We start from the raw sequence: 20394 nt of genomic DNA on the forward strand, positions 1-20394 counted from the left end.
TTCGCGAAGGAGGGCGGCCGCGTAGGCAGCGGCTCCCTCGGCAGCGGCCAGGGAGGGGTGGCGCGATGTGCGCGATGACGTACGCGCACCGCATGCGCGCCCACACCCCCCACCAGCTGCACCTGCCCCCGCTCCACAGACGAAGACGTGCGTCATGAGATGACCACGTCACGAGAGGAAGCCCTCCCGTGCCTGCCACCGGTATCACCCGCACCACCCTGCGCCGCGGCGCCGTCGCCGCCGCGGCCCTGCCGCTCCTGATCGGCGCTCTCGCCTCCTGCGGCTACGGCTCCGAGGCGAAGAAGGAAGACGAGAAGGCCAACGTCGCGGCCACCGACGGCAAGAAGCTGTCGGCGTCCGAGGTCCGCATCGGCTACTTCCCGAACCTGACGCACGCCACCGCGCTCGTCGGCCTCCAGGAGGGCCTGATCGAGAAGGAACTGAACGGCACCAAGATCAAGCCGCAGGCCTTCAACGCCGGTCCGTCCGAGATCGAAGCCCTCAACGGCGGCTCTCTCGACATCGGTTTCATCGGCCCCTCCCCGTCGATCAACGGCTATGTGAAGTCCAAGGGTTCCAACCTGCGGATCATCTCCGGCTCCGCCTCCGGTGGCGTGAAGCTCGTGGTGAACCCGGACAAGATCAAGACCCTGGACGACCTCAAGGGCAAGAAGATCGCCACCCCGCAGAAGGGGAACACGCAGGACGTCGCGTTCCTCAACTGGATCTCCGAGAAGGGCTGGAAGGTCGACCCGGAGTCCGGCAAGGGTGACGTCTCCGTCGTCCGCACGGACAACAAGGTCACCCCGGACGCCTTCAAGCAGGGCTCGATCGACGGTGCCTGGGTGCCGGAGCCGACCGCTTCCAAGCTCGTCTCCGACGGCGGTTCCGTCCTCCTGGACGAGACCGCCCTGTGGCCCGAGAAGAAGTTCGTGATCACGAACATCATCGTGTCGCAGAAGTTCCTCAAGGAGCACCCGGACGTGGTCGAGGCCGTGCTGCGCGGCACGGTGAAGACCAACGAGTGGATCAACGCCAACCCGGACCAGGCGAAGGCGTCCGCGAACGCGAAGCTCGCGGCGGAGAGCGGCAAGCCCCTCGACGCGAAGATCATCGACCCGGCGTGGCCGAGCATCGCGATCACCGACGACCCGCTGGCCACGACGCTGAAGACGCAGGCCGACTACGCGGTCAAGGCCAAGCTCATCGAGCAGCCCGACCTGGCCGGCATCTACGACCTGACGCTCCTGAACAAGGTCCTGAAGGCCGCGGGCAAGCCCGAGGTCTCCGACGCCGGTCTCGGCGTCAAGTAACCCCAGTCCAGCAACCCCAGGAGGTGACGACCATGGCCACCACGCTCGCCAAGGCCGCCGAGGGCTTCGTAGCGGAGCAGACGCACGCCGCCCGCATCGCGCACGTCTCGAAGTCCTTCTCCGGCCCGGCCGGATCGCAGCTCGTCCTGGACGACATCAACCTCGATGTCGCTCCCGGAGAGTTCGTCACCATCCTGGGAGCCTCGGGCTGCGGCAAGTCCACCCTGCTCAACCTGGTCGCGGGCCTCGACAAGCCGACCGCGGGGTCCATCGAGACCCCCGGCGGCCGCCCGGCCCTCATGTTCCAGGAACACGCCCTCTTCCCGTGGCTGACCGCGGGCAAGAACATCGAACTCGCCCTGCGCCTGCGCGGAGTCGCCAAGGCCGACCGCCGTCCCGAGGCCGAACGCCTGCTGGAGCTGGTCCGCCTGGGCGGCGCCCACGGCAAGCGCGTCCACGAACTGTCCGGCGGCATGCGCCAGCGCGTCGCCCTGGCCCGGGCCCTCGCCCAGGACAGCGAACTCCTGCTGATGGACGAGCCGTTCGCCGCGCTCGACGCCATCACCCGCGACGTCCTGCACGGCGAACTCACCCGCATCTGGGAAGAGACGAACCTGTCCGTCCTGTTCGTCACCCACAACGTGCGCGAGGCCGTCCGCCTCGCCCAGCGCGTGGTCCTGCTCTCCTCCCGGCCCGGCCGGGTCGCGAAGGAATGGACCGTGGACATCCCGCAACCGCGCCGCATCGAGGACGCGGACGTCGCGGAACTGTCCCTCGAGATCACTGAACACCTGCGTGGGGAGATCCGCCGCCATGGCCAGCACTGACACCGCCCGGAGGGCCACGGACGTCAAGGGCACGCGCGACGACCTGGCCGGCCTGGAGGCGGGCCTCGACGCGCTCGACGCGGTCCAGACCCACCGCACCCCGGTCCGCGAGGTCCTCGTCCAGAAGGTCCTCCCGCCGCTCCTGGCCGTGAGCCTCGTGCTCCTGGTCTGGCAGATCCTCGTCGCGACGAAGGTCATCGAGGAGACCAAGCTGCCCGCGCCGTCCGCGGTCTGGGACAGCCTGTCCGCGATGTGGCTGCAGGGCACCCTGCTGGAAGTGATCTGGACCTCGGTCTCGCGCGGTCTGCTCGGCTTCCTGCTGGCCCTGGCCATCGGCACGCCGCTCGGTCTGCTGGTCGCCCGGGTGAAGTTCGTGCGCGCCGCGATCGGCCCGATCCTGCAGGGCCTGCAGTCCCTGCCGTCGGTGGCCTGGGTACCGCCCGCCGTGCTCTGGTTCGGCCTGAACGACGCCATGATGTTCACGGTCATCCTGCTCGGCGCCGTCCCCTCCATCGCCAACGGCCTCGTCTCCGGCATCGACCAGATCCCGCCGCTCCACCTGCGGGCCGGCCGCACCCTGGGCGCCACCGGCCTGAGCGGGGCCCGGCACATCGTCATGCCGGCCGCGCTGCCCGGCTACCTCGCCGGCCTGAAGCAGGGCTGGGCGTTCTCCTGGCGCTCGCTGATGGCCGCCGAGATCATCGCCTCCTCGCCCGACCTCGGCCTCGGCCTCGGCCAGTTGCTGGAGAACGGCCGCAACAACATCGACCTGCCCGGCGTGTTCCTCGCGATCATCCTGATCCTCGTGGTCGGCATCGCCATCGACCTGCTGATCTTCAGCCCGGTCGAGCGGTGGGTGCTGCGCAGCCGCGGCCTGCTGGTCAAGAGCTGAGTCCGATGTCCCCCGCACCCGCCCTCCTGGTCATCGCCCACGGCAGCCGCGACCCGCGGCACGCCGCGACCGTGCACGCCCTCACCCGGCGTACGCGGGAGCTGCGGCCCGGGATGCGGGTCGAGACGGCCTTCCTCGACTTCAACACCCCTTCGGTGGGGCAGGCCCTGTCCGCGCTCTACCTCTCGGGCGTACGGGAGGTCGTCGCCCTGCCGCTCCTGCTCACCCGCGCCTTCCACGCGAAGTCCGACATCCCGGCGGCGCTGGCCGAGTCCACGGCCCGGCTGCCGGGGCTGTCCGTACGGGTGGCGGACGTGCTGGGCCCGTCCCCGCTCCTGCTCTCCGCCCTCGAACGCCGGCTCACCGAGGCCGGCCTCACCCCGGCGGACCGCGCCACCACCGCGGTGGTGCTCGCGTCCGCCGGCTCCACAGACCCGGAGGCGATCGCAGTGATCGCTGAAATCGCGCGGGAGTGGCGGCACACCGGTTGGTGCGCCGTGCGACCTGCGTTCGCCTCCGCTGTCCTTCCCCGTACGGAAGACGCCGTACGGGCCCTGCGCGCCGAGGGCTTCGCCCGCGTGGCGGTGGCCCCGTACGTCATCGCCCCGGGCCGGCTGCCGGACCGGATCGCGGCGGGCGCCGAAGCCGCGGGGGCGGATGTGCTGGCGGGCGTCCTGGGCGCCGCGCCGGAACTGGCCCGTCTCCTGCTGCGCCGCTACGACGCCGCCCTCACCCCCCTCGACTCGGCCCTGCCGGCCCCCTCGCCCGCCCTCACCGCGTAGTCGCCGGGGCATCGCCCGGGCACGGTCCGGGGAGGTGCTCGGGGCGTGCGCGCCGGACCGGCTGGTGCCAGACTGAGATCAGGGGTACCGCGCCGCTGACCGGCGGAAACGTGAGCCATCCGGGGCGTGCACCGTGACCAGGGACGTACGGATCACTGTCGGGCGTAGCGACGGCCGCGCAGACGACGAAACCGAGTCGCTGCAACCTCGGATGAAGGTCCTGCGCCGGGATCCGCTCCTGCTAGACGTGGAGCGGGTACGGCATCCCCGCGCCGGTCCGGCTCCCCGCGGAACGCGCGGCACCGCCGCACGGCAGGGGGACCCATGACCAGGCCGGAACCGGGCAGACACGCGCTGGTCGTCGTGACCAGTACGTACAGCGATGAGGGGCTGGGGGCGCTGCGGGCTCCGGTGAACGATGCGGCCGGACTCGCCGAGGTGCTCGGTGACCCCGCCATCGGCGACTTCGACGTGGAGGTGCTGACCGACCCCACCGCCCAGCACGCACGGCTCGCCGTGGAGGACTTCTTCGCGGACCGGTCCACCAAGGACACCCTGCTCCTGCACTTCTCCTGCCACGGGGTGAAGAACGCCGCGGGCAAGCTCTTCCTCGCCGCCACCGACACCCTCCGTACCCGACTGGCCGCGACCGGGATCCCGGCCGAGTACGTGAGCGGTCTGATGCTCGAGAGCCGCGCCCAGCGCGCGGTGCTGCTCCTGGACTGCTGCTACGCCGGGGCGTTCGAGCGGGGCATGCTCGCCCGGGGCGCCGCGGAGGCAGAGGTCCAGGAGAACTTCCAGAGCCTGAGAGCCACCGCGGGGAAACGGGGACGCGCGGTCTTCACCGCCTCCAGTGCCGTGGAGTACGCGTTCGAGGGCGACCACCCCGTGCCCGGCACTCCGGAGAACGGGGGCGGCGGACCCGGGCCCTCCCTGTTCACCGGCGCTCTGGTGGAGGGCCTGCGCACCGGCGAGGCCGACCTCGACAACGACGGAGAGGTCGGCATGTCCGAGTTGGCGGACTACGTCAGCGAGCGGATCCGCCTCGTGACTCCGCACCAGACCCCGCAGCTGTGGCTCTTCGGCTCCCAGGGCGACCTGTCGATCGCACACACCGGCCGGCCCCGGCCCAGGCCCGCGAACCTCCCGCCGCCGCTCGCCGACGCGGTCCGCTCCGAAAGCCGGGAACGGAAGCTCTGGGCGGTCGAGGACCTGGGAACCCTGCTGTGCGGCCCGGACGTGGGCGTGGCACTCACCGCCCACATGGCCCTGTCCGAACTGGCCGCCGACGACAGCCGGCGGGTGGCCGACCGCGCCACGCACGCCCTGGCCCGGGCCGCTCCCGTGGTCGACACCTGGGCCCTGGAAGTGGGGCCCACCGAGACGGCCGTGGTCAAGGTGATGGGCCCGCCGCTCGTCCTCGCCACGCTGGAGGCCAAGACCGAACCGTGGCTGAAGGTCCGGTACGTGGACGGCGGCATCGAGCTGGCCCCGGACGTGGCCGCGCAGGGGCGCTATGCGGGGACGGTGCAGCTCCGGACGGTGTCCGGGGAACTGGCGATCGCGGTGGCGACAAAGGTGGAGGCGGAACCCGAACCCGAACCCGAACCCAAGCCCAAGCCGGCACCGGTGGCGGAAACGGCGGCGGTGCCGGAGACCAGGACCAGCGGGACCCGGGAGCGGAACGGAACGCCCCCTCCGGTGGCGGAACCGCGCGCCCACCGGGTGCGGCAGGAGCAGGCCAGACCATCCGGACCGCACCAGGCGACCGGAACACCCCGCACACGTGCAACCGGAACACCCCTGCTGAGCCAGTGGCCTTTCCCGCTCGCGGCCGTCGCGATGGTGTGGGCCCTGTGCGTGCCCTTCTACGAGAATCTCGAACCACCCACCGACCGGCACACCATGTGGCTCGTGGCACCGATGGAGTGGATCTGGCCGATGGGAGCAGCGGGCCCGATCCTGTTCGTGCTGACGGTTCTGAGCGCCGTCACGTGTGCCACGGCCGGAGTCATGGTCAGGGGCCGCTTCCCGGCCCTCGGTCGGCCGGTGCTGCGCTGGTGGTGCGGCGCACTGGCGGCGCTGACCCTCGGCGCCATGGTGACGGTGTCGTTCATCGCCTCCGTCGTGGCCGGCAGGTTCGACCCCCTCGCCGGCTGCCTGGCCTTCGCCGTGGGCAGTCTGCTGCAGGCATGCGGCGCCGCGCAGCTGTGGCCGCAAGGGTCCGTGGCGGGCACCGGGCCGCCGGAGCCCACCGATCCCCGCTCGCTCCTGCCGTTCAAGCTCTCGGCGCCGGTGCTGGGCCTGGTGCTGCCGCTGCCGCTCATCAGAGGCGACCCGGACTGGCGGCTCATCGAAGGGCTGCACCCGGACAGCAGCCGGTCACCGGCGGCGTGCGCGCTGGCGCTGCTCGGCCTGATCGCCTGCGTGGTCGTCGGGTTTGAGGCCTGGCGCGGCGTCCCGGTGGCCCGGCTGCCCAAGGTGCGCTGGTGGTACAGCGGCCTCGCCCTGCTGACGCTGGGGACGTCCCTCTACTTCTGGAACCACGAGAACCCGGCCGCCTCCGGCCTGTACGTCCTCACGTTCGGCTGTGCCCTCCAGCTCTGGGCCTCGGCCACCCTCTGGCTCGCCGGACCGTCCCCCGGGCGGACCGCGGCCACCCGCGGCCGCGCCACCGTTGCAGGCCACCCACCGACCGTCCCCCGGGCAAGCCCCGGTCGCTAGTCGGCGTGTCGTGCCGATCAGGCCGGGCCGGCCGGCAAGAGGCCCCCCTAGGTTGTGGCGTCAAAGTCCCGTCTGGCCGGCGGGGCCTGGCGCGCCCTAGATCCGGGCCGTGGCCTCGTCGGCCAGGGTCGTCAGGTCTTCGATGGACATCGCGCCCGGCGGCAGCGACTCCCGCGCGAAGATGTTCGCCGCGTGCCGCAGGACGTCGTTGACGGGGGTCGGGATCCCGTGCAGCCGGCCCAGCAGGCAGATCTCCCCGTTGAGGTAGTCCGCCTCCACCGAGCCCGTCCCCCGCGCCAGGCTCTGCCAGGACGACCCGCCCCGCACCCCCGGCGGCTGGTCCACCTTGCCGTCGCGCGCCTGCGCCTGCTCGGCGTCCGAGGCGTACGCGATGCCCGCGGCCCCGAAGGCCGCCTTCGCCTCGCGCACGGCCCGCAGCAGCAGCGCCGCCTTCGCCGGTTCCGGCTCCGGGCCGGTCGTGGCCTGGATCGCGTTGCCCAGGTTCCCCAGCAGCTTCGCGTACTTCCACCGCATCACGTCCTCGACGAGCGGCGCCTCGAAGCCGGCCTTGCCGAGGTCCTCCGCGACCGCACGGGACAGGGCGTCCGTGCCGCCGGCCGCCCGGCCCAGGTGCAGGATGCCGGTCAGCGGCGTGCACAGCGCCGAGACCACGCCCGGCTCCAGGAAGGTCGCGGGCAGCCATACGCACACCCCGTACACGCGCGCGAAGCGCCGTAGCGCCAGCCGCTCGCTCTCCACGCCGTTCTGCGCGCACAGCACCGGCAGCCGCTGCGCCGCCGTGCCGCCGCCCGCGACCTCCGCGTCACCCCACGCGTCGAGCGCGGCGATCGCGTCCTGGGTCTTCACGGACAGCAACAGCACGTCGTCCGGCCGCAGTTCCCCGAGTTCGTCCGGTCCGGTGACCACGGGCAGCCGGTGTACCCGCTCCCCGTCGGCCGTCGTGAGCCGCAGCCCGTCGGCCCGCAGGGCCTGCGCGTGCGCGCCGCGTGCGACGAGTACGACCTCGCCGCCCGCCCCCGCGAGCCGTCCGCCGATGGTGGCGCCGACCGCGCCCGCGCCGATGATGATGTAACGCATGCCCCCGAGCCTGGCACATCCCGCCCCCCGCGTTGCCGTCGGGGCGGGGTGAAGAGGTACCGGATCCCGGCGGGGAGCCGCCCGTACGGGGAGCGGTTCGCCCGAGGGGTCAGCGCACGTCGGTGCGCAGGTGCGTGCGGGCGGTCTCGAAGAGGCCGGTCAGGGCCGAGGCCCCGGCCACGTGCTGGTCCTCGACCAGCAGTTTGCAGACCTGGCCCTGCTCGCCCGCGACGAAGAGGTCGACGCGGTGGGCGGGCACGCTCTCGCCCTCCCAGCGGAAGTCCAGGTCCAGCCGGACGGCGTTCTTCCCGCCCTGCTCCAGCGGGGTGGAGGTGTGGGTGAGGTCCTGCATCTTGGACTCGGCGGTCTTGCGGTACCAGGCGAGCTCGCCGATGGAGGCGGCCTGCGCGGTGCTGCCGTAGGTGCTGTCGCGCTTGAGGCCGATCACGTAGCGGCCGTCCGGGGAGACCCAGTTGACGTGCAGCGCGTCGTCGTCCTTGATCTTCCAGCCGTCGGGCACGGCGAGCGACGCGGTGAGCGCCACGGCGGCCACCTCCGCCATCCGCCGGGTCCGTGTCGGGTGCGTCGCGGGCGGTGTGTCGTCTCCTGCGGGCAGGCTGCCGCTCATCACTCCCCCTCCGTGATCCCCACCCCCATTGAAACCGAACTGACTTTGCCCCGGGTTGAGTTCGGTCAGACCGCGGTCAGCTCGACGAGCTTGGCGACGGTGTTCCAGTTGCGGGTCGTCGCGTCGATCCCCTTGACGACGGCGGGCTTGGCGAGGGCCTCGGCCAGTTTGGAGCGGCCCAGTCCGTTGGGGGCGTAGAGGTAGAGGACGTGGTCGCCGAGGCGGTACTCCTCGGGGAGGTACGCCGCCTCGTCGAGCGCGGCGAAGCGCTCCGCGCCGGGCTGTTCCGAGAAGAAGGTGGCGTGGAGCTGCTTGCCCTCCAGCTCCGCGGCCGGGAAGGGGCAGGCGTCGGCGACGGCGCGCAGGTACGCGCCGTCCACCACCAGGCACGCCACTCGGAAGCCGAAGTGGTCCTCGATGGCCTTCTCCAGCTCCCGGGCGAGCGTCCCCGGGTCCTTCTTCGCGCTGCTGAAGACGGCGTTGCCGCTCTGCAGGTACGTCTGTACGTCGCCGTGGCCGAGCCCCTCCAGCAGGGAGCGCAGCTCCGCCATCGGGACCTTCTTGCTCCCGCCGACATTGATCCCGCGCAGCAGCGCCGCGTATTTCTTGCTCATGAGGGCACCCTAGGACCCGGCTACGACAGTTCGGCCTCGATGAGGTCGGCGGCCTGGCGTGCGCCGCCCTCGGCGGCCATCCCCGCGCGGACGGCCTCGGCGCGGGCCGCGACCCCGGGGTCGGTGACCAGGGCGAGGACCGCCTCCCGGAGGGTCACGGCGTCCGCGTCGGCCATGGGGACGTGCCAGGCCACTCCGAGCGAGACCAGCATGTCGGCGTTGCCGAACTGGTCGACGGCCTGCGGGACGGCGACCATCGGGGTGGCGGTGGCGAGCCCCTCCTGGCTGCCGCCGGCGCCCGCGTGCGTGATGAAGGCGTCCGCCTGGCGCAGGATGTCCAGCTGCGGAACCCAGCGGTGGACCTCGACGTTGGCGGGGATCTCGCCCAGGTCGGCCTCGTCGGTGAACGCGCCGATCTGGAGGACGACGTGCCAGTCGGCCAGGTCCGCGAAGGCGTCGATGCAGGCGCGGTAGAAGACGGGCTGCTTGGTGAAGGCGGAGCCGAGCGAGACCAGCAGCACCTTCTTGCCCTCGGCGGCGGCCGGCCTCTCCCAACTGCCCTGCGTGGCCGAGCGGTCACCCTGGCAGGCGCCGACGAAGGTGTGTACGGACCGGTCGACGCGGTCGGCGTGGGGCTGGAGCGCCTCGGGGATCAGGACGAGGCTGCGGCGCGGGCGGCTCTGGAGGCGTTCGATCTGGCCGTCGAGACCGTTCTCGGTGAGCCAGGCGGCGAACCGGGCGTAGTACGCCTGTCCGCGCTCGGAGGCCTTCAGCCCGGCGAACATCGGCTCGGCCACCTCCTCGTCGTAGCCCTCCCAGGCGACGAGGTTCGGGGAGAGGGAGACGGCGGGCACGCCCCAACGGTGGGCGAGGACGGGTGCCGGGTAGGAGGTGATGTCGTGGATGACCAGGTCCGGCTCGTCGCCCGCGAAGGCGGCGCCGAGCTGCGGGAGGACCTGGATGGCGTCGTTCAGGAAGGGCTCCAGGTTGTCGATGAGTTCAGTGCCCCAGGCCTCGGGGTCGTCGTCGGTGGGGAGGGTGGAGGTGTAGACGACGGGCGTGGCGCCGGTCTCGGCGACCTTCTCGGCGAAGGCGGCGGGGATGGCGTAGCTGACGCGGTGACCGCGGGCGACGAGCTCCCGGATCACCTCGATGCTCGGGTTCACGTGGCCGTGGGCGGCGATGGAGAACATGGCGATGTGCGCGGGCTTGGCTGAGGTCATGATCGAACCATAACGAGACGATACGTCTCGTGCAACCTTTTTCGCGCCCGGCCGGCCGCGAAATCAGCCCGTACCGGCCGGACCCTGGGGACCCAGGGGAGCCTCGATGCGCTCGACATCGGTGGCGAGCGAGTCCATCCAGGTAAGAGCGGCGAAGAACCGCGGCGACCCCACACCCGGCTCCGCGCCCGCCGCCACACCCCCGTCTCCTGCGGCGACGCCCGTGGCGGGCCCCGCGGCCGGAGATTCGGTGGCCGGAGATTCGGTGGGCGGAGATTCGGTGGGCGGCGGGTCCGGGGTCGCGCGGTCGGCTGCCGCTCGCATGCCGGCGGTCACCACGACCGAGCGGTCGTGCAGCAGTGAGGCGTTCTCCGGGACGAGGGGCGGGCCTCCGTGGGCGAGGAGGCGGCGCGAGCCCCAGAGCACGTGGTGGCCCGACATCATGGCCGCCTGCCAGTCCGGAGCCCCGCCGGCGGGCGCCCGCGGCTCGCTCTGGTGCTGCGCCCACGCGGACTCCGCCAGCGTCAGCGCGCGCTGGAGCGGCCGGTCGTCGGGGATGTTCCCCGGCGTGCCCGCCACCACGGCGGCCGCGGTGCCCTCCACCGTCTCGGCCTCCCGCGTCAGCAGCAGGGCGACCGCCCGGCGCAGCTCCTCCTGCGCCCCCCGCGGCCAGGCGAGCAGCCCGAACACGATGCCGATCATGCTGCCGATGACCACGTCCATGATCCGGATCTCGGCCAGCCGCCACGTCACGGGCGCCAGCTGCGCGAAGACGAACGACACCACGAGGGTGAACATGCCCTGGGCCCAGCCCACCCCCCGCACCGGCCCCACCCGGAACGCGACGAGCATGACGAACGGCAGCGCGATGGCGTAGACGGTGGTGCGGCCGCCGACCAGGGCCAGCACGGCGGCGGCCGTCAGGGCGCCAACCAGCGTGCCCGTGAGCGCCAGGCGCACGGTCGCCCGGGTCTGGGCGGCCGTGGTGCGGGTCAGGCTGAGGACGGCCAGCATGGCCCAGAAGCCGTGGGGCAGCGACTCCACGCCCGCGATCGTCCGGGCGGCCGCGAGCGCGAGGCTGATCCGGACGGCGTTCTGGAAGTGCACCGACCGGGGTCCGGCGTGGGCCGCCAGCCGGTGCCACCACAGGCGGGGCGGGAAGTGGCCGGCGTACCAGAAGCGGCCGGCGTCGGTCTCGGCCGGAAGCCGCGCGCGCCGGCCCCGCACCGCCAGCTCGGCCGCCGTCGTGAAGGCCACGGCGGCGTCCGCCATCTCCAGCAGCGCCGCCCGTCGGCGGCCCCGGGCCGGGGGCGAGGACTCTTCCAGTACGGCCGCGGCCGTGGCCTGCGCCCGTACCCGCCGCAGGGCGCCGGCCTCGTCGGTGGCGTCGGCCTCGCCGTCCAGCAGTGCGGCGGTCTCGGCGGCGGCCCGGCCGACCGCGATCAGCACCTCGGGCCCCTGCTCCGGCGGCAGCCCGCCCGGGGGAGGCGCGGGCAGCCGCGCCATGCGGTTGAGGAGGGTGCGGGCGGCCAGGCCCGCGTGGGCGAGGGCGCGGTCCCGCAGCCCCGGCCCGGCGGGCCGGTCCGCCTCGTCGACCCGGGACGGACGCAGCGCCTCGCCGACCGTCCGGGCCGCCTCGATCGAAGCGGCGGAGAGCGTGTACGGCGCGCGGTGCAGCTCGGCGGCGCAGCGGGCGGCGGTGCCGGCCGCCTCGGCGGCCAGCCGCCGGTAGGAAGGGCCGGGCTGCTCGGGCAGGACGAACAACTCGGCGAGGACCAGCAGGACGAGGCCGAACATCGCCCCCGCGAGCCGCTCGTCGAGGGTGTCCGGCGCATAGGGCGGGAAGCTCGGCAGGATGTACAGCAGTTGCAGCCCGGGCGCGGCGCCCCCCGCCCGGGGCCCGGCCGCGGCCACGAAGGCCAGGAGGAAGCCGATCAGCAGCATGCCGGCCACGGCGCTCCAGGTCCGTACCGCGAGGTAGGTGCCGAGCACGATCAGCACCCCGGCCACGGGCGCCGTCCTGACCAGGACGGCCGCCCGCTGGCGCCCGGTGCCCGGGATGTGGGAGAGGGCGGCCATGGACACCACCCCGAAGAGGGCGTACGTCGCCGCCACGGGCTCGTCCAGTCCGTACAGGCACACGAAGAACGCGGCACACGCGGCGAGGGTGGTGCGCAGGGCGCGCCGGGTCACGCTCGCCGGGCCGCGGCGGGCGCCTCCGTCACGTTGGGCGGCCATGACTCCAGCATCGGGCCGCCCGCCGGAAGCCACCACACGCCGGCGGACGGGCCGGTCGGACGGGCTCCGGGACGCTCCCCCGCCCACCCGGGCCGGGCGGTGGTAGAACAGGACGGCGCATCCACGGCGATCACGATCACCATCACGATCACCGTCAGGGCCACGATCAGGACCACGGCGACCCGGCGAAGGGCGAGACCAGCGGCATGGACGAGGCGCGGGCCAGGGACGTACTGACGGCGGCGGGCCTCACGCGGGAGGACGCGCGGCGGGCACCGGCGCTCCTCGCGCTCGGCGAGAACGCCGTCTTCGCCGTCGGTGACCTGGTGGTGAAGGTGGGCCGGGAGGCGTCGCTGCTGGAGCGGGCCGAGCGGGAACTCTCGGTGGCCGCCTGGTTCGCCGCGTCCGGGGTCCCGGCGGTCCGCCCGGCCGAGCCGAAGGCGCGGCTGGTGGACGGGCACCCGCTGACCCTGTGGCACCGGCTCCCGGACGCGGTGCGGCCCGCGGGCCCGGCGGACCTGGCGGTGCTGCTGCGCGCCGTCCACGCACTGCCCGCGCCGCCGTTCGCGCTCCCCCCGCGGGACCTGCTGGAGGGGGTCGAGCGCTGGCTGCGGCTGGCGGGGGACGCCGTCGACCCGGCCGACGCGACGTACCTGCGGGCCCGCCGGGACGCCTACGCCGGTGAGGTGGCGGCCCTGACCCCGCACCTCCCGCCGGGCACGGTCCACGGCGACGCCCTCCCCCGCAACGTCCACGTGGGCCCGGACGGCCCGGCCCTGGTCGACCTGGAGACCGTGTCGGCCGATCTGCGCGAGCACGACCTGGTGGTGATGGCCCTCTCCCGCGACCGGTACGGCATGCCCGCCGAGGAGTACGGGGCGTTCGTGTCGGCCTACGGCTGGGACGTCCGCGACTGGGCGGGCTGCGCGGTCCTGCGCGGAGCCCGGGAGACGGCCAGCTGCGCCTGGGTGGCCCAGCACGCCCCCGGCAACCCCGGGGCACTGGCCGAGTTCCGCCGCCGCGTGGCCTCCCTCAGGGACGGTGACCGGGAAACGCAGTGGCATTCGTTCTAGCACCCGGATACCAAGTGACCATGGAGTTTCCCGTCACCGTCCACCGGGCCCGGCTCGGCCCGCAGGAGTTCAAGGTCGTCCGCCCCGCCCGCCCGCCGGAGCACGCGGTGCTCCTGGACGACGGCTGGTTCCTGAACGCCTACCTCGACGAGGCGGCCGCACGGCTCATGGCCGGGCTGTGGAGGCTGGCCGCGACCTCGCCGCGCTCACTGATCCATCTGCCGCTGCGACGCGGTGCCGGCACCGGCGCCGCCGCCGGCACCTCGGAGGCCGGGGCGCGCCCTCTCGACCTCGTCCTGCTGCACCATTCGCTGCAGTTCGCGCCGTCGCGCTGGAAGGAGCTGCGGGGCAGGCTCGGCCCGGGCCTGCGCCGGAGCGTCACCGTGCCCGCCTCGGATCCGGAGACCGGCCACGCGGCCCTGCACCACGCGGAGAACCGCGACCTGTTCCACCAGCACCTCCACGCCGAGACGCTGTTCGTGACGGGCAGCGCGAAGGTGTTCCGGGAGACCGCCGGGGCCTTCCGCGAGGTCGCCGACCACGGCCCGCGACACGCCCGCGACGGTTCGCCGGGCGGGCATTACTGCGCACGCCTGGGCTCCGGCGACGACGGCGCGCGCGACATCCACATCGAGTACAGCGACGCGCGGGAGCCGTAGCCCTCGCCGCTCAGGCCGGGGCATAGCCCTCGCCGCTCAGGCCGGGGCGTAGCCCTCCCCGCTCAGGCCGGGACCAGGCCCCGCAGCGGCCAAGCCGTGTCGATCACCGCGTCCGGGGTGCCCTGCCGGCGCAGGTACGACTGGAAGTCCCGCGCCCAGCGCGCGTGCCAGGTGCCCTGCCGGTCGTGCAGGTCGGCCGGGGTCAGCGCCGCCACATCCGGATGGCGCTCGGCTATCGCACGGGCCACCTGGACCGCCGCCAGCGCGTCCGCCCCGGCGTCGTGCGCGTCGTCGAGGGTGACCCCGTACACCCCGCAGACCGCCTCCAGGGTCCGCTTGCCCCGCCGGTAGCGGTCCACGGCCCGGTCGATGGTCAGCGGGTCCACCACCGGCCCGGTCTGCGCCCCGCCCAGCCGGTCGGCGAGCGACGGCAGCCCGTGCCGGGCCAGTTCGGCGGTCAGCAGGGTCAGGTCGAGGGCCTTATCCACGCACGCCCGTGTCTCACACGTCCGCGATTCGTTGACGGTCCAGGGGGTGCGATCAGATGGAGATCTTCTTCACGGACCCGGATGCGCTGGAAGCGGCCGGGGTAAGCGATGCTCAAAGGGCACTTGAACGACATGGCTTGCACGCTGGCGCGCCGTTCATCCTCAGCCACGACGGCAGCTACGACGTCCAGCTCAACCGCTTCCTGTGGTCCCTGCCGACCCTCGGGGTGAGGTCGGTTCACTCCTGGCGCGCGTACGCTCTCGATCTGCTGACCTGGGGGCGGTTCCTCCAGGAACATCGCGGCAAGACCGTGTGGCACGCGGACCGTGACGACGTCACGGTGTTCCACCGAGCCCGGCGTGTCTCTCCCGATCCGACGCAGGTCGTCTCGGCTTCAACCTGGAACCGGGCGGTCGCGGCCTTGGACAAGTTCTACACATGGGCGGTGGACGAGGCTCTGATCGAACGGACACCATTCAAGTACTACGAGAGTTCACGCCACTCGCACTTCGGACAGCAGGTACGCGTCCGCAACAACCGCGCCGTCGAGAAGGCCGCCAAGCGCAGCAACGTGAAGTTCCTCTCCGTAGACCGCTATGCGGCCTTTCGTGACATCGGCCTACGGGGTCAGCTCCGGACGGGCACCACCGATTCGACCTTCCGAGGCCGTAATGCGGAGCGAAATGCCCTCATGGCGGAGCTGTTGGTCACCACTGGCTTACGCATCGAGGAGGCCGCTTCGCTCTGCTGGCCGGAACTCCCGGACCTGGACAGCCAGAGAGACGTGAAGAGCGTGCCGTTCGACCTGGCGCCGCCGACCGCCAAACGGGACAAGGGGCGCAGGATCCTCTTGCCCAACCGAGTCCTTCGCGCCCTGGCCGATTACGTGGAGATCGAGCGTTCCCTGATGCTCGACCGCTGGCGCGCCCGCGACTGTCCGCTGCCGACCGGCGCGGTACTGGGGAGCCAGGCCGACCGGCGAGGTGTACGGATTCCCATGAAGGACGGACGACTCCGGAAACTCCCCTGGTCACGCGTGCCACCGGCAGTCCGGGCTCGGCTGTACCTCGTTGACGAGCAGGGCCGTCCTCTAGGCCCTGCGTGCCTCTGGCTGGGCCAGGAAGCTCGTCCCGTGACCCTGTCGGCCTGGGAGTCGGTCTTCGTGCGGGCCTCGGAGAGATGCCGTGTGTACGGGATCGACGTCGCCGCCACACCCCACGTCCTCAGGCATACCTTCGCCGTGCATCTGTTGTCTGCACTGATTCAGGAGCAGATCGGCTCGGTGGAGAAGGACGAGATGAGTGACGGCGTGTACCGACGCATCATCGGCGATCCACTCGATCACCTGCGCCGTCTGTTGGGGCACTCCTCGATCACGACGACGTACATCTACCTCGACTGCACCGACCAAGCCCAGGCCCTGATCGACGGCGCGGTGGATGCCTGGACGTCCGAGGTCGTGGACACGGCACATCGCGTGTCGCAGGAGATCGACAACTCCTCTGCTCAGGCGCAGGGAGCAGCCCCGTGGTAGGCCGGGGGCGGCGCAGCGCCCGGCTGAACGCACCCGCACTCCAGCCGGTCGACCCGACTCCAGCCATGCTCGGAGTTTTGAGGATCGAGGTCACCTTCCCGGACAACCGGCCGGCCGTCGTGGACTGGACGCGGGAGCCTCAGCAGCGGCTGCTGGGGGCACTGGGAGCCGAGTTGGCGGCCTCGTGTGACGTGGGGCAAGGAACTGGTTCACCGCATACGCTCCGCAATCGCGCACGCTCCTGCCTGCTCTGGGCGCGGTGGCTCGACTCCATGGAAGCGATGGACATGCGCGTAAGCGACCTCCTTCCGCGCCACCTCGACGGATTCGAGAGCCACCTCAGGGAGAGCCATCCAGAGTTCTCCCGGACTCCCTACGCGCGAATCGCTGACGTCGTGTGGGTCCTGCGCCGACTCGGCGAGAAGGAGCACGGACTGTCCCCGTCGATGATCCGCAGGCTCTCCTATACATCCACTGGTCCGGTCGGCTCGTACTACCCTCGCGACGCTTACTCGCCTCACATCGTCAACCAGTTACGCGCTTCCGCGCGAGCCGACGTCGACGACGCAGTCCGACGGCTGACGCTACAAGGTCCGGCCCTACTGGCGCAGGGGCGGGATCCGCGAAGAGCAGGCTGGGACTCCGATGCCAACGTGCTCTGGGAAATCCGTCACCGCGATGGGCAGTTCACCAGGCAAATGTTGGCACAGGCAGTCGGTGATCAGCACGCGAACGCGCACACTCCCGGTCGTCTTGCGCCTCTGCTGTACCCGACCAGCCGGGACGTGTTCGCCCTACTCCTGTTGTTCTGCCTGGAGAGCGGCATGGAGCTGGAGGCAGCCAGAGAGCTGACTTCCGACTGCCTGAAGAATCCGAATCGCGGTTACGTACAGATCGAGTACCTCAAGCGGCGGCGGCACGGGCAGGAGTGGAACGTGATCCGGGTGCGGGACGGCTCTCCCAACTCACCTGGCGGGCTGATTCGGTTGGCACTACGCCTTACGTCGTCTGTCAGAGAAGCCACCGGCGCCCCCGCGCTGTGGCAGTTTCGGACAAAGGACGGCCCTCTGTCCGCAGGACTCAGCCCCGGCACGGCGAGCAAGATGGCCCGGAACTTCGTCTCAGTACATCAGCTGACCGACGAAGGGCGCCCTGTCGACCTCCGCCTGTCCCGGCTCCGTAAGACGTACAAGGCAGCCGTCTACAAGACGACCGGCGGGAAGATGTCGGCGTTCGTTCAGGGCCATTCCCCAGACATCGCCGCCGCGCACTACGCAGACATCCCCTCGCTACGCCGCCTCCACGAGCAAGCCGTGGCAGACGGCCTGCAGGACGCGCTGGCGGACGCACAGGCGCCCACCATCCTTACGCCCGAGGAAGAAGAGGCATTCAGGCAGCCGCCGTCGAATGGAACTGAGTCGCCGGGCCCTGCCGACCCGGAGCTGCCGCAATTTCTGACCGGCGAGTCCGATCTGTGGTTGTCGTCCTGCCGCAGCTTCTTCGACTCGCCCTTCGGCACGAAAGGGAAGCCCTGCCCGGTGTCCTTCTTCGCCTGTCTCGGATGCAGCAATGCAGTGATCACCCGAGGGAAGCTCCCAGCCATCCTGTCGTTTCTCAACCACATCGAATCCGAACGCACAAAGACGCCGGCAGAGGAGTGGGCGGCGCGTTTCGGCAGAGCCCGCCAGCAGATCTTGGAACTGATCATCCCAAGGTTCAGTGAGGACGACGTGCTGCACGCCAGGGCAGTCGCCGAGTCTGAAGCATCGCTGATCTTCCTGCCCCAGAGCATGCTGGGAGGCCACTGATGCCGACGCAGCCGCTGCCAGTCGGTCATGGCGACATCCGTCCTCTCGGCACGACGCCCGTTCTCTCCGGACGTCCTCTCACCGTCGATCCTGGTGCCGTGCCCAGATTCGCTGACCGTGTCTGGAACCTTGCGGTTGCTGGGCACGCAGGAAACCGCTACGCCAGCGAGTTCCTCATCGACTTCGACTCGCTCAGCAATACCGCACGGCGCGAGGCCGCTCGCGAGTTTCTATTCTGGAGGCTCAACACACGTCCGGTTCGTGGCCCGCTGCCCTCCATCTCGACAGTAGCGGCGGAGTGGTGGAACCTGCGGTGCTTCCTCCGGTTTCTCGACACTGAGCACGATGGGATTCGCATGCGCACGGTGACGCAGTCAGTCCTGGACTCCTACCTGGCCAGCTGCCGCAGCGAGGGCCTGATGAAGAGCAGCTTGCGCCAACGGCTCCAGGTGATTCCGCGTCTTCACCTCGCTGCAGAAGCCATGCCGACGGACGCGCTGGAGGTGAATCCCTGGAACGGGCGCCCCCTCTCCCGCGTCATCGGAAGTCCGGTGGTGAGCACACACGAGAACCAGACTCCCCGTATCCCACCCCAGGTCGTCGCCCCGCTGGTCCAGGCTGCCCTGTTCTACGTCCATACCGCGGCGCCCGACATCATCAACGCACGAGCCGAACTGACGGCGCTGGAAGCCTCCGTCGGGGAGATCCACGGTCTGTCACTCACCCGGCTGAACCACTATCTCGGCAGCCTCGCGGCCGGCGGACGTGGGGTTCCAGTGCTGGACGGTACCGGTCGCCAACCCCACCTGGCCGGTACGCCTGCGTACACGTACGTCATGCGGAAGTCGGGAGCTGGCCAGGCGATCGCCAGCGGCTCGTATAACGACCGCATCGACCGTGCTCTGCAACAGCTGGGGCCTGAGCCCGGCGGCATGGACACTCCCATCACGCTCCACCCGCAGAGCGGGCAGCCTTGGCGTGAGAGATTCAGCCCTCCCGCGATCCCCCGCGAGGAACGTCTCCTGCGAGCCGCCTGCTACATCCTCATCGCCTATCTGTCCGGCATGCGCGACTCCGAAGTCAAGGAACTCCGAGACGGCTGCCACTTCACCGAGCGAAGCGCTGACGGCGTCGTCGTACGGCACAAGGTGCGCTCACAGCTCGTCAAGGGTGGCCGGGGAACCTCGGAGAGCTGGATTGTCATCGAGCCGGTCGCCTACGCCATCAATGTTCTGGAACGCCTGCCCCACCGTGACCTGCTGTTCTGCCGGCCGGTAACTGGCCGTCCACACTCGACGATCTCTGCCAACCGCATGAATGACAACCTCAACGAGTTCCTGACGCACTGCGCGGACATCGGCTATCCGGTACCCGATGTCAATGGGGAACCGTGGAATCTTACGACCCGCCAATTCCGCAGGACCGTGGCCTGGCACATCGCCCACCGCCCGTTCGGCACCGTGGCCGGGATGATTCAGTACAAGCATCTCTCCGTGGCCATGTTCGAGGGGTACGCGGGTACTTCCCCCTCGGGCTTCCGCGCGGAGGTAGCTGCTGAGGAGGCGCTGGCCCGCCTGGCCGATGTCGTGGAGCGCTACGAGGATTTCAAGGCGGGCGTACGCTCGACCTCCCCAGGCGGACCACGGACCGACAACGAGTTCGCGCGTGTCCAGAAGGAGCTCCAGGACTTCCCGGGCAGGTTGGTCGATGAGCGCCGCCTGCACGCCATGCTCAAGGCTTCCGCACGCACCCTGCATATCGGCACGGTCAACGACTGCTACTACCAGCCCGAGACCGCCCTGTGCCGCACACCGAGCGGCGAGGACCGGCCTCTGCTCAACAGCTGCCGTCCCGATCGCTGCGGGAACTCGACCATCACGACCCGGCATCGCATCGGTTGGGAAGCAGCACGCGGAGACACCGAGCGCGCGCTGGCCTTCGTCGGCCTCTCCGATCTCCAGCGAACGGCTCTGCGAGGGCACCTCAACGACGTCACCAAAGTGATCGAGGGTATCGACTGTGCCAACGACTGACGCAACCGAATCAGCCCTCCGAGCGGCTTCCGAACGCCTACTCCGAGGAGAGCCCACCCGTAGCGACGGTTCCCTGACCGTCGCCTCTCTAGCCGTCGAGGCCGGTGTCAGCAGAGCGAGCGCATACCGCCACCCTCGTGTTCTGGCAGAGTTCCAAAACCTCGTAGCCGATCGAGAGGATGCAGCCGCACCCTCAACCTCCCTCCGGCAGGAGGTCCAGACCCTGAAGGCAGCCGAGCGCCGGCTCCGCCAAGAGCATGCACGCGAGGTGCGGGAGCTACGCTCCTCGATCAACGTCCTCGCACAGCAGGTTCAGCTCCTCGCCCTGGAGAATCAACGTCTCTCCATGGCGGCCGACCGAAGCGATCGCGTCACTCGCATCGATCGTCGCTGATCTACTCGGCCCGATGCGGCATGATATCTCGCTTGCAGAAGGTGATCTCGATGGCCATCCTCGCA

Annotated in this window: 14 protein-coding genes and 2 pseudogenes; 10 read left to right on the forward strand and 6 right to left on the reverse strand. The window is 71.1% G+C overall.

What is annotated here, in order from left to right; genetic code table 11:
- Positions 1–188 precede the first annotated feature (188 nt).
- From OG534_RS07450 to OG534_RS07470, 5 genes are all read left to right on the forward strand, one after another.
- Positions 189–1313, forward strand: coding sequence for an aliphatic sulfonate ABC transporter substrate-binding protein (locus tag OG534_RS07450; protein WP_326587286.1), 1125 nt, complete (start codon positions 189–191; stop codon positions 1311–1313).
- Positions 1314–1345: 32 nt separating this feature from the next.
- On the forward strand, positions 1346–2140 hold the full coding sequence (locus OG534_RS07455) for an ABC transporter ATP-binding protein (RefSeq protein WP_326587287.1): 795 nt from the start codon (positions 1346–1348) through the stop codon (positions 2138–2140).
- Positions 2127–3032 (forward strand): ABC transporter permease, encoded by a 906-nt coding sequence (locus OG534_RS07460; RefSeq protein ID WP_326587288.1) that lies wholly within the window; start codon positions 2127–2129, stop codon positions 3030–3032. The genes OG534_RS07455 and OG534_RS07460 overlap by 14 nt, the downstream gene beginning before the upstream one ends.
- A 5-nt stretch (positions 3033–3037) precedes the next feature.
- Positions 3038–3814 (forward strand): sirohydrochlorin chelatase, encoded by a 777-nt coding sequence (locus OG534_RS07465; protein ID WP_326587289.1) that lies wholly within the window; start codon positions 3038–3040, stop codon positions 3812–3814.
- A gap of 324 nt (positions 3815–4138) precedes the next feature.
- The gene (locus OG534_RS07470) at positions 4139–6538 is read left to right on the forward strand and encodes a caspase family protein (RefSeq protein WP_326587290.1); all 2400 of its coding nucleotides are present in this window, start codon (positions 4139–4141) and stop codon (positions 6536–6538) included.
- A gap of 96 nt (positions 6539–6634) precedes the next feature.
- On the opposite strand, the gene OG534_RS07475 is transcribed toward OG534_RS07470, so the two are convergent.
- The 5 genes and pseudogenes from OG534_RS07475 to OG534_RS07495 all read right to left on the reverse strand — a co-directional run bounded on the left by OG534_RS07475 (position 6635) and on the right by OG534_RS07495 (position 12339).
- Entirely contained in the window at positions 6635–7636 is a 1002-nt protein-coding gene (locus OG534_RS07475; protein ID WP_326587291.1) for a ketopantoate reductase family protein, read from the reverse strand.
- Positions 7637–7745: 109 nt separating this feature from the next.
- On the reverse strand, positions 7746–8264 hold the full coding sequence (locus OG534_RS07480) for a hypothetical protein (protein ID WP_326587292.1): 519 nt from the start codon (positions 8262–8264) through the stop codon (positions 7746–7748).
- 65 nt (positions 8265–8329) lie between these two features.
- Entirely contained in the window at positions 8330–8878 is a 549-nt protein-coding gene (locus tag OG534_RS07485; protein ID WP_326587293.1) for a DUF1697 domain-containing protein, read from the reverse strand.
- Positions 8879–8898: 20 nt separating this feature from the next.
- Positions 8899–10136: pseudogene (mgt, locus tag OG534_RS07490) on the reverse strand (macrolide-inactivating glycosyltransferase).
- A gap of 28 nt (positions 10137–10164) precedes the next feature.
- Positions 10165–12339 (reverse strand): FUSC family protein, encoded by a 2175-nt coding sequence (locus OG534_RS07495; RefSeq protein WP_326587295.1) that lies wholly within the window; start codon positions 12337–12339, stop codon positions 10165–10167.
- A gap of 206 nt (positions 12340–12545) precedes the next feature.
- Between OG534_RS07495 and OG534_RS07500 the strand changes: the two genes are divergently transcribed.
- Positions 12546–13412 carry a phosphotransferase enzyme family protein gene (locus OG534_RS07500; protein WP_326587296.1) on the forward strand — a complete coding sequence of 289 codons (867 nt, stop codon included), beginning with the start codon at positions 12546–12548 and terminating at the stop codon, positions 13410–13412.
- Positions 13413–13432: 20 nt separating this feature from the next.
- Positions 13433–14071 carry a hypothetical protein gene (locus OG534_RS07505; RefSeq protein WP_326587297.1) on the forward strand — a complete coding sequence of 213 codons (639 nt, stop codon included), beginning with the start codon at positions 13433–13435 and terminating at the stop codon, positions 14069–14071.
- 62 nt (positions 14072–14133) lie between these two features.
- Here the strand turns inward: OG534_RS07505 and OG534_RS07510 are convergent.
- A pseudogene (locus tag OG534_RS07510) lies at positions 14134–14550 on the reverse strand (3'-5' exonuclease); the annotation flags it as partial.
- Between the two features lie 65 nt (positions 14551–14615).
- On the opposite strand from OG534_RS07510, the gene OG534_RS07515 reads away from it, so the two are divergent.
- The 3 genes from OG534_RS07515 (at position 14616) to OG534_RS07525 (ending at position 19935) form a co-directional block, all read left to right on the forward strand.
- Positions 14616–16094 (forward strand): tyrosine-type recombinase/integrase, encoded by a 1479-nt coding sequence (locus tag OG534_RS07515; protein WP_326587298.1) that lies wholly within the window; start codon positions 14616–14618, stop codon positions 16092–16094.
- A gap of 272 nt (positions 16095–16366) precedes the next feature.
- Entirely contained in the window at positions 16367–17902 is a 1536-nt protein-coding gene (locus OG534_RS07520; RefSeq protein ID WP_326587299.1) for a hypothetical protein, read from the forward strand.
- On the forward strand, positions 17902–19935 hold the full coding sequence (locus OG534_RS07525; protein ID WP_326587300.1) for a hypothetical protein: 2034 nt from the start codon (positions 17902–17904) through the stop codon (positions 19933–19935). The genes OG534_RS07520 and OG534_RS07525 overlap by 1 nt, the downstream gene beginning before the upstream one ends.
- The last annotated feature ends 459 nt before the right edge of the window (positions 19936–20394 follow it).

The sequence above is a fragment of the Streptomyces sp. NBC_01294 genome (assembly GCF_035917235.1).
GTDB classification, from domain to species: Bacteria; Actinomycetota; Actinomycetes; order Streptomycetales; family Streptomycetaceae; genus Streptomyces; species Streptomyces caledonius.

Bases quoted from the DNA above. Each gene is read 5' to 3' on its own strand.
- OG534_RS07465 (WP_326587289.1), top strand. From the start codon at position 3,038: ATGTCCCCCGCACCCGCCCTCCTGGTCATCGCCCACGGCAGCCGCGAC.
- OG534_RS07525 (WP_326587300.1), top strand. From the start codon at position 17,902: ATGCCGACGCAGCCGCTGCCAGTCGGTCATGGCGACATCCGTCCTCTC.
- OG534_RS07520 (WP_326587299.1), top strand. From the start codon at position 16,367: ATGGAAGCGATGGACATGCGCGTAAGCGACCTCCTTCCGCGCCACCTC.
- OG534_RS07515 (WP_326587298.1), top strand. From the start codon at position 14,616: ATGGAGATCTTCTTCACGGACCCGGATGCGCTGGAAGCGGCCGGGGTA.
- OG534_RS07495 (WP_326587295.1), bottom strand. From the start codon at position 12,339: ATGGCCGCCCAACGTGACGGAGGCGCCCGCCGCGGCCCGGCGAGCGTG.
- OG534_RS07480 (WP_326587292.1), bottom strand. From the start codon at position 8,264: ATGAGCGGCAGCCTGCCCGCAGGAGACGACACACCGCCCGCGACGCAC.
- OG534_RS07455 (WP_326587287.1), top strand. From the start codon at position 1,346: ATGGCCACCACGCTCGCCAAGGCCGCCGAGGGCTTCGTAGCGGAGCAG.
- OG534_RS07470 (WP_326587290.1), top strand. From the start codon at position 4,139: ATGACCAGGCCGGAACCGGGCAGACACGCGCTGGTCGTCGTGACCAGT.
- OG534_RS07485 (WP_326587293.1), bottom strand. From the start codon at position 8,878: ATGAGCAAGAAATACGCGGCGCTGCTGCGCGGGATCAATGTCGGCGGG.
- OG534_RS07500 (WP_326587296.1), top strand. From the start codon at position 12,546: ATGGACGAGGCGCGGGCCAGGGACGTACTGACGGCGGCGGGCCTCACG.
- OG534_RS07505 (WP_326587297.1), top strand. From the start codon at position 13,433: ATGGAGTTTCCCGTCACCGTCCACCGGGCCCGGCTCGGCCCGCAGGAG.
- OG534_RS07460 (WP_326587288.1), top strand. From the start codon at position 2,127: ATGGCCAGCACTGACACCGCCCGGAGGGCCACGGACGTCAAGGGCACG.
- OG534_RS07475 (WP_326587291.1), bottom strand. From the start codon at position 7,636: ATGCGTTACATCATCATCGGCGCGGGCGCGGTCGGCGCCACCATCGGC.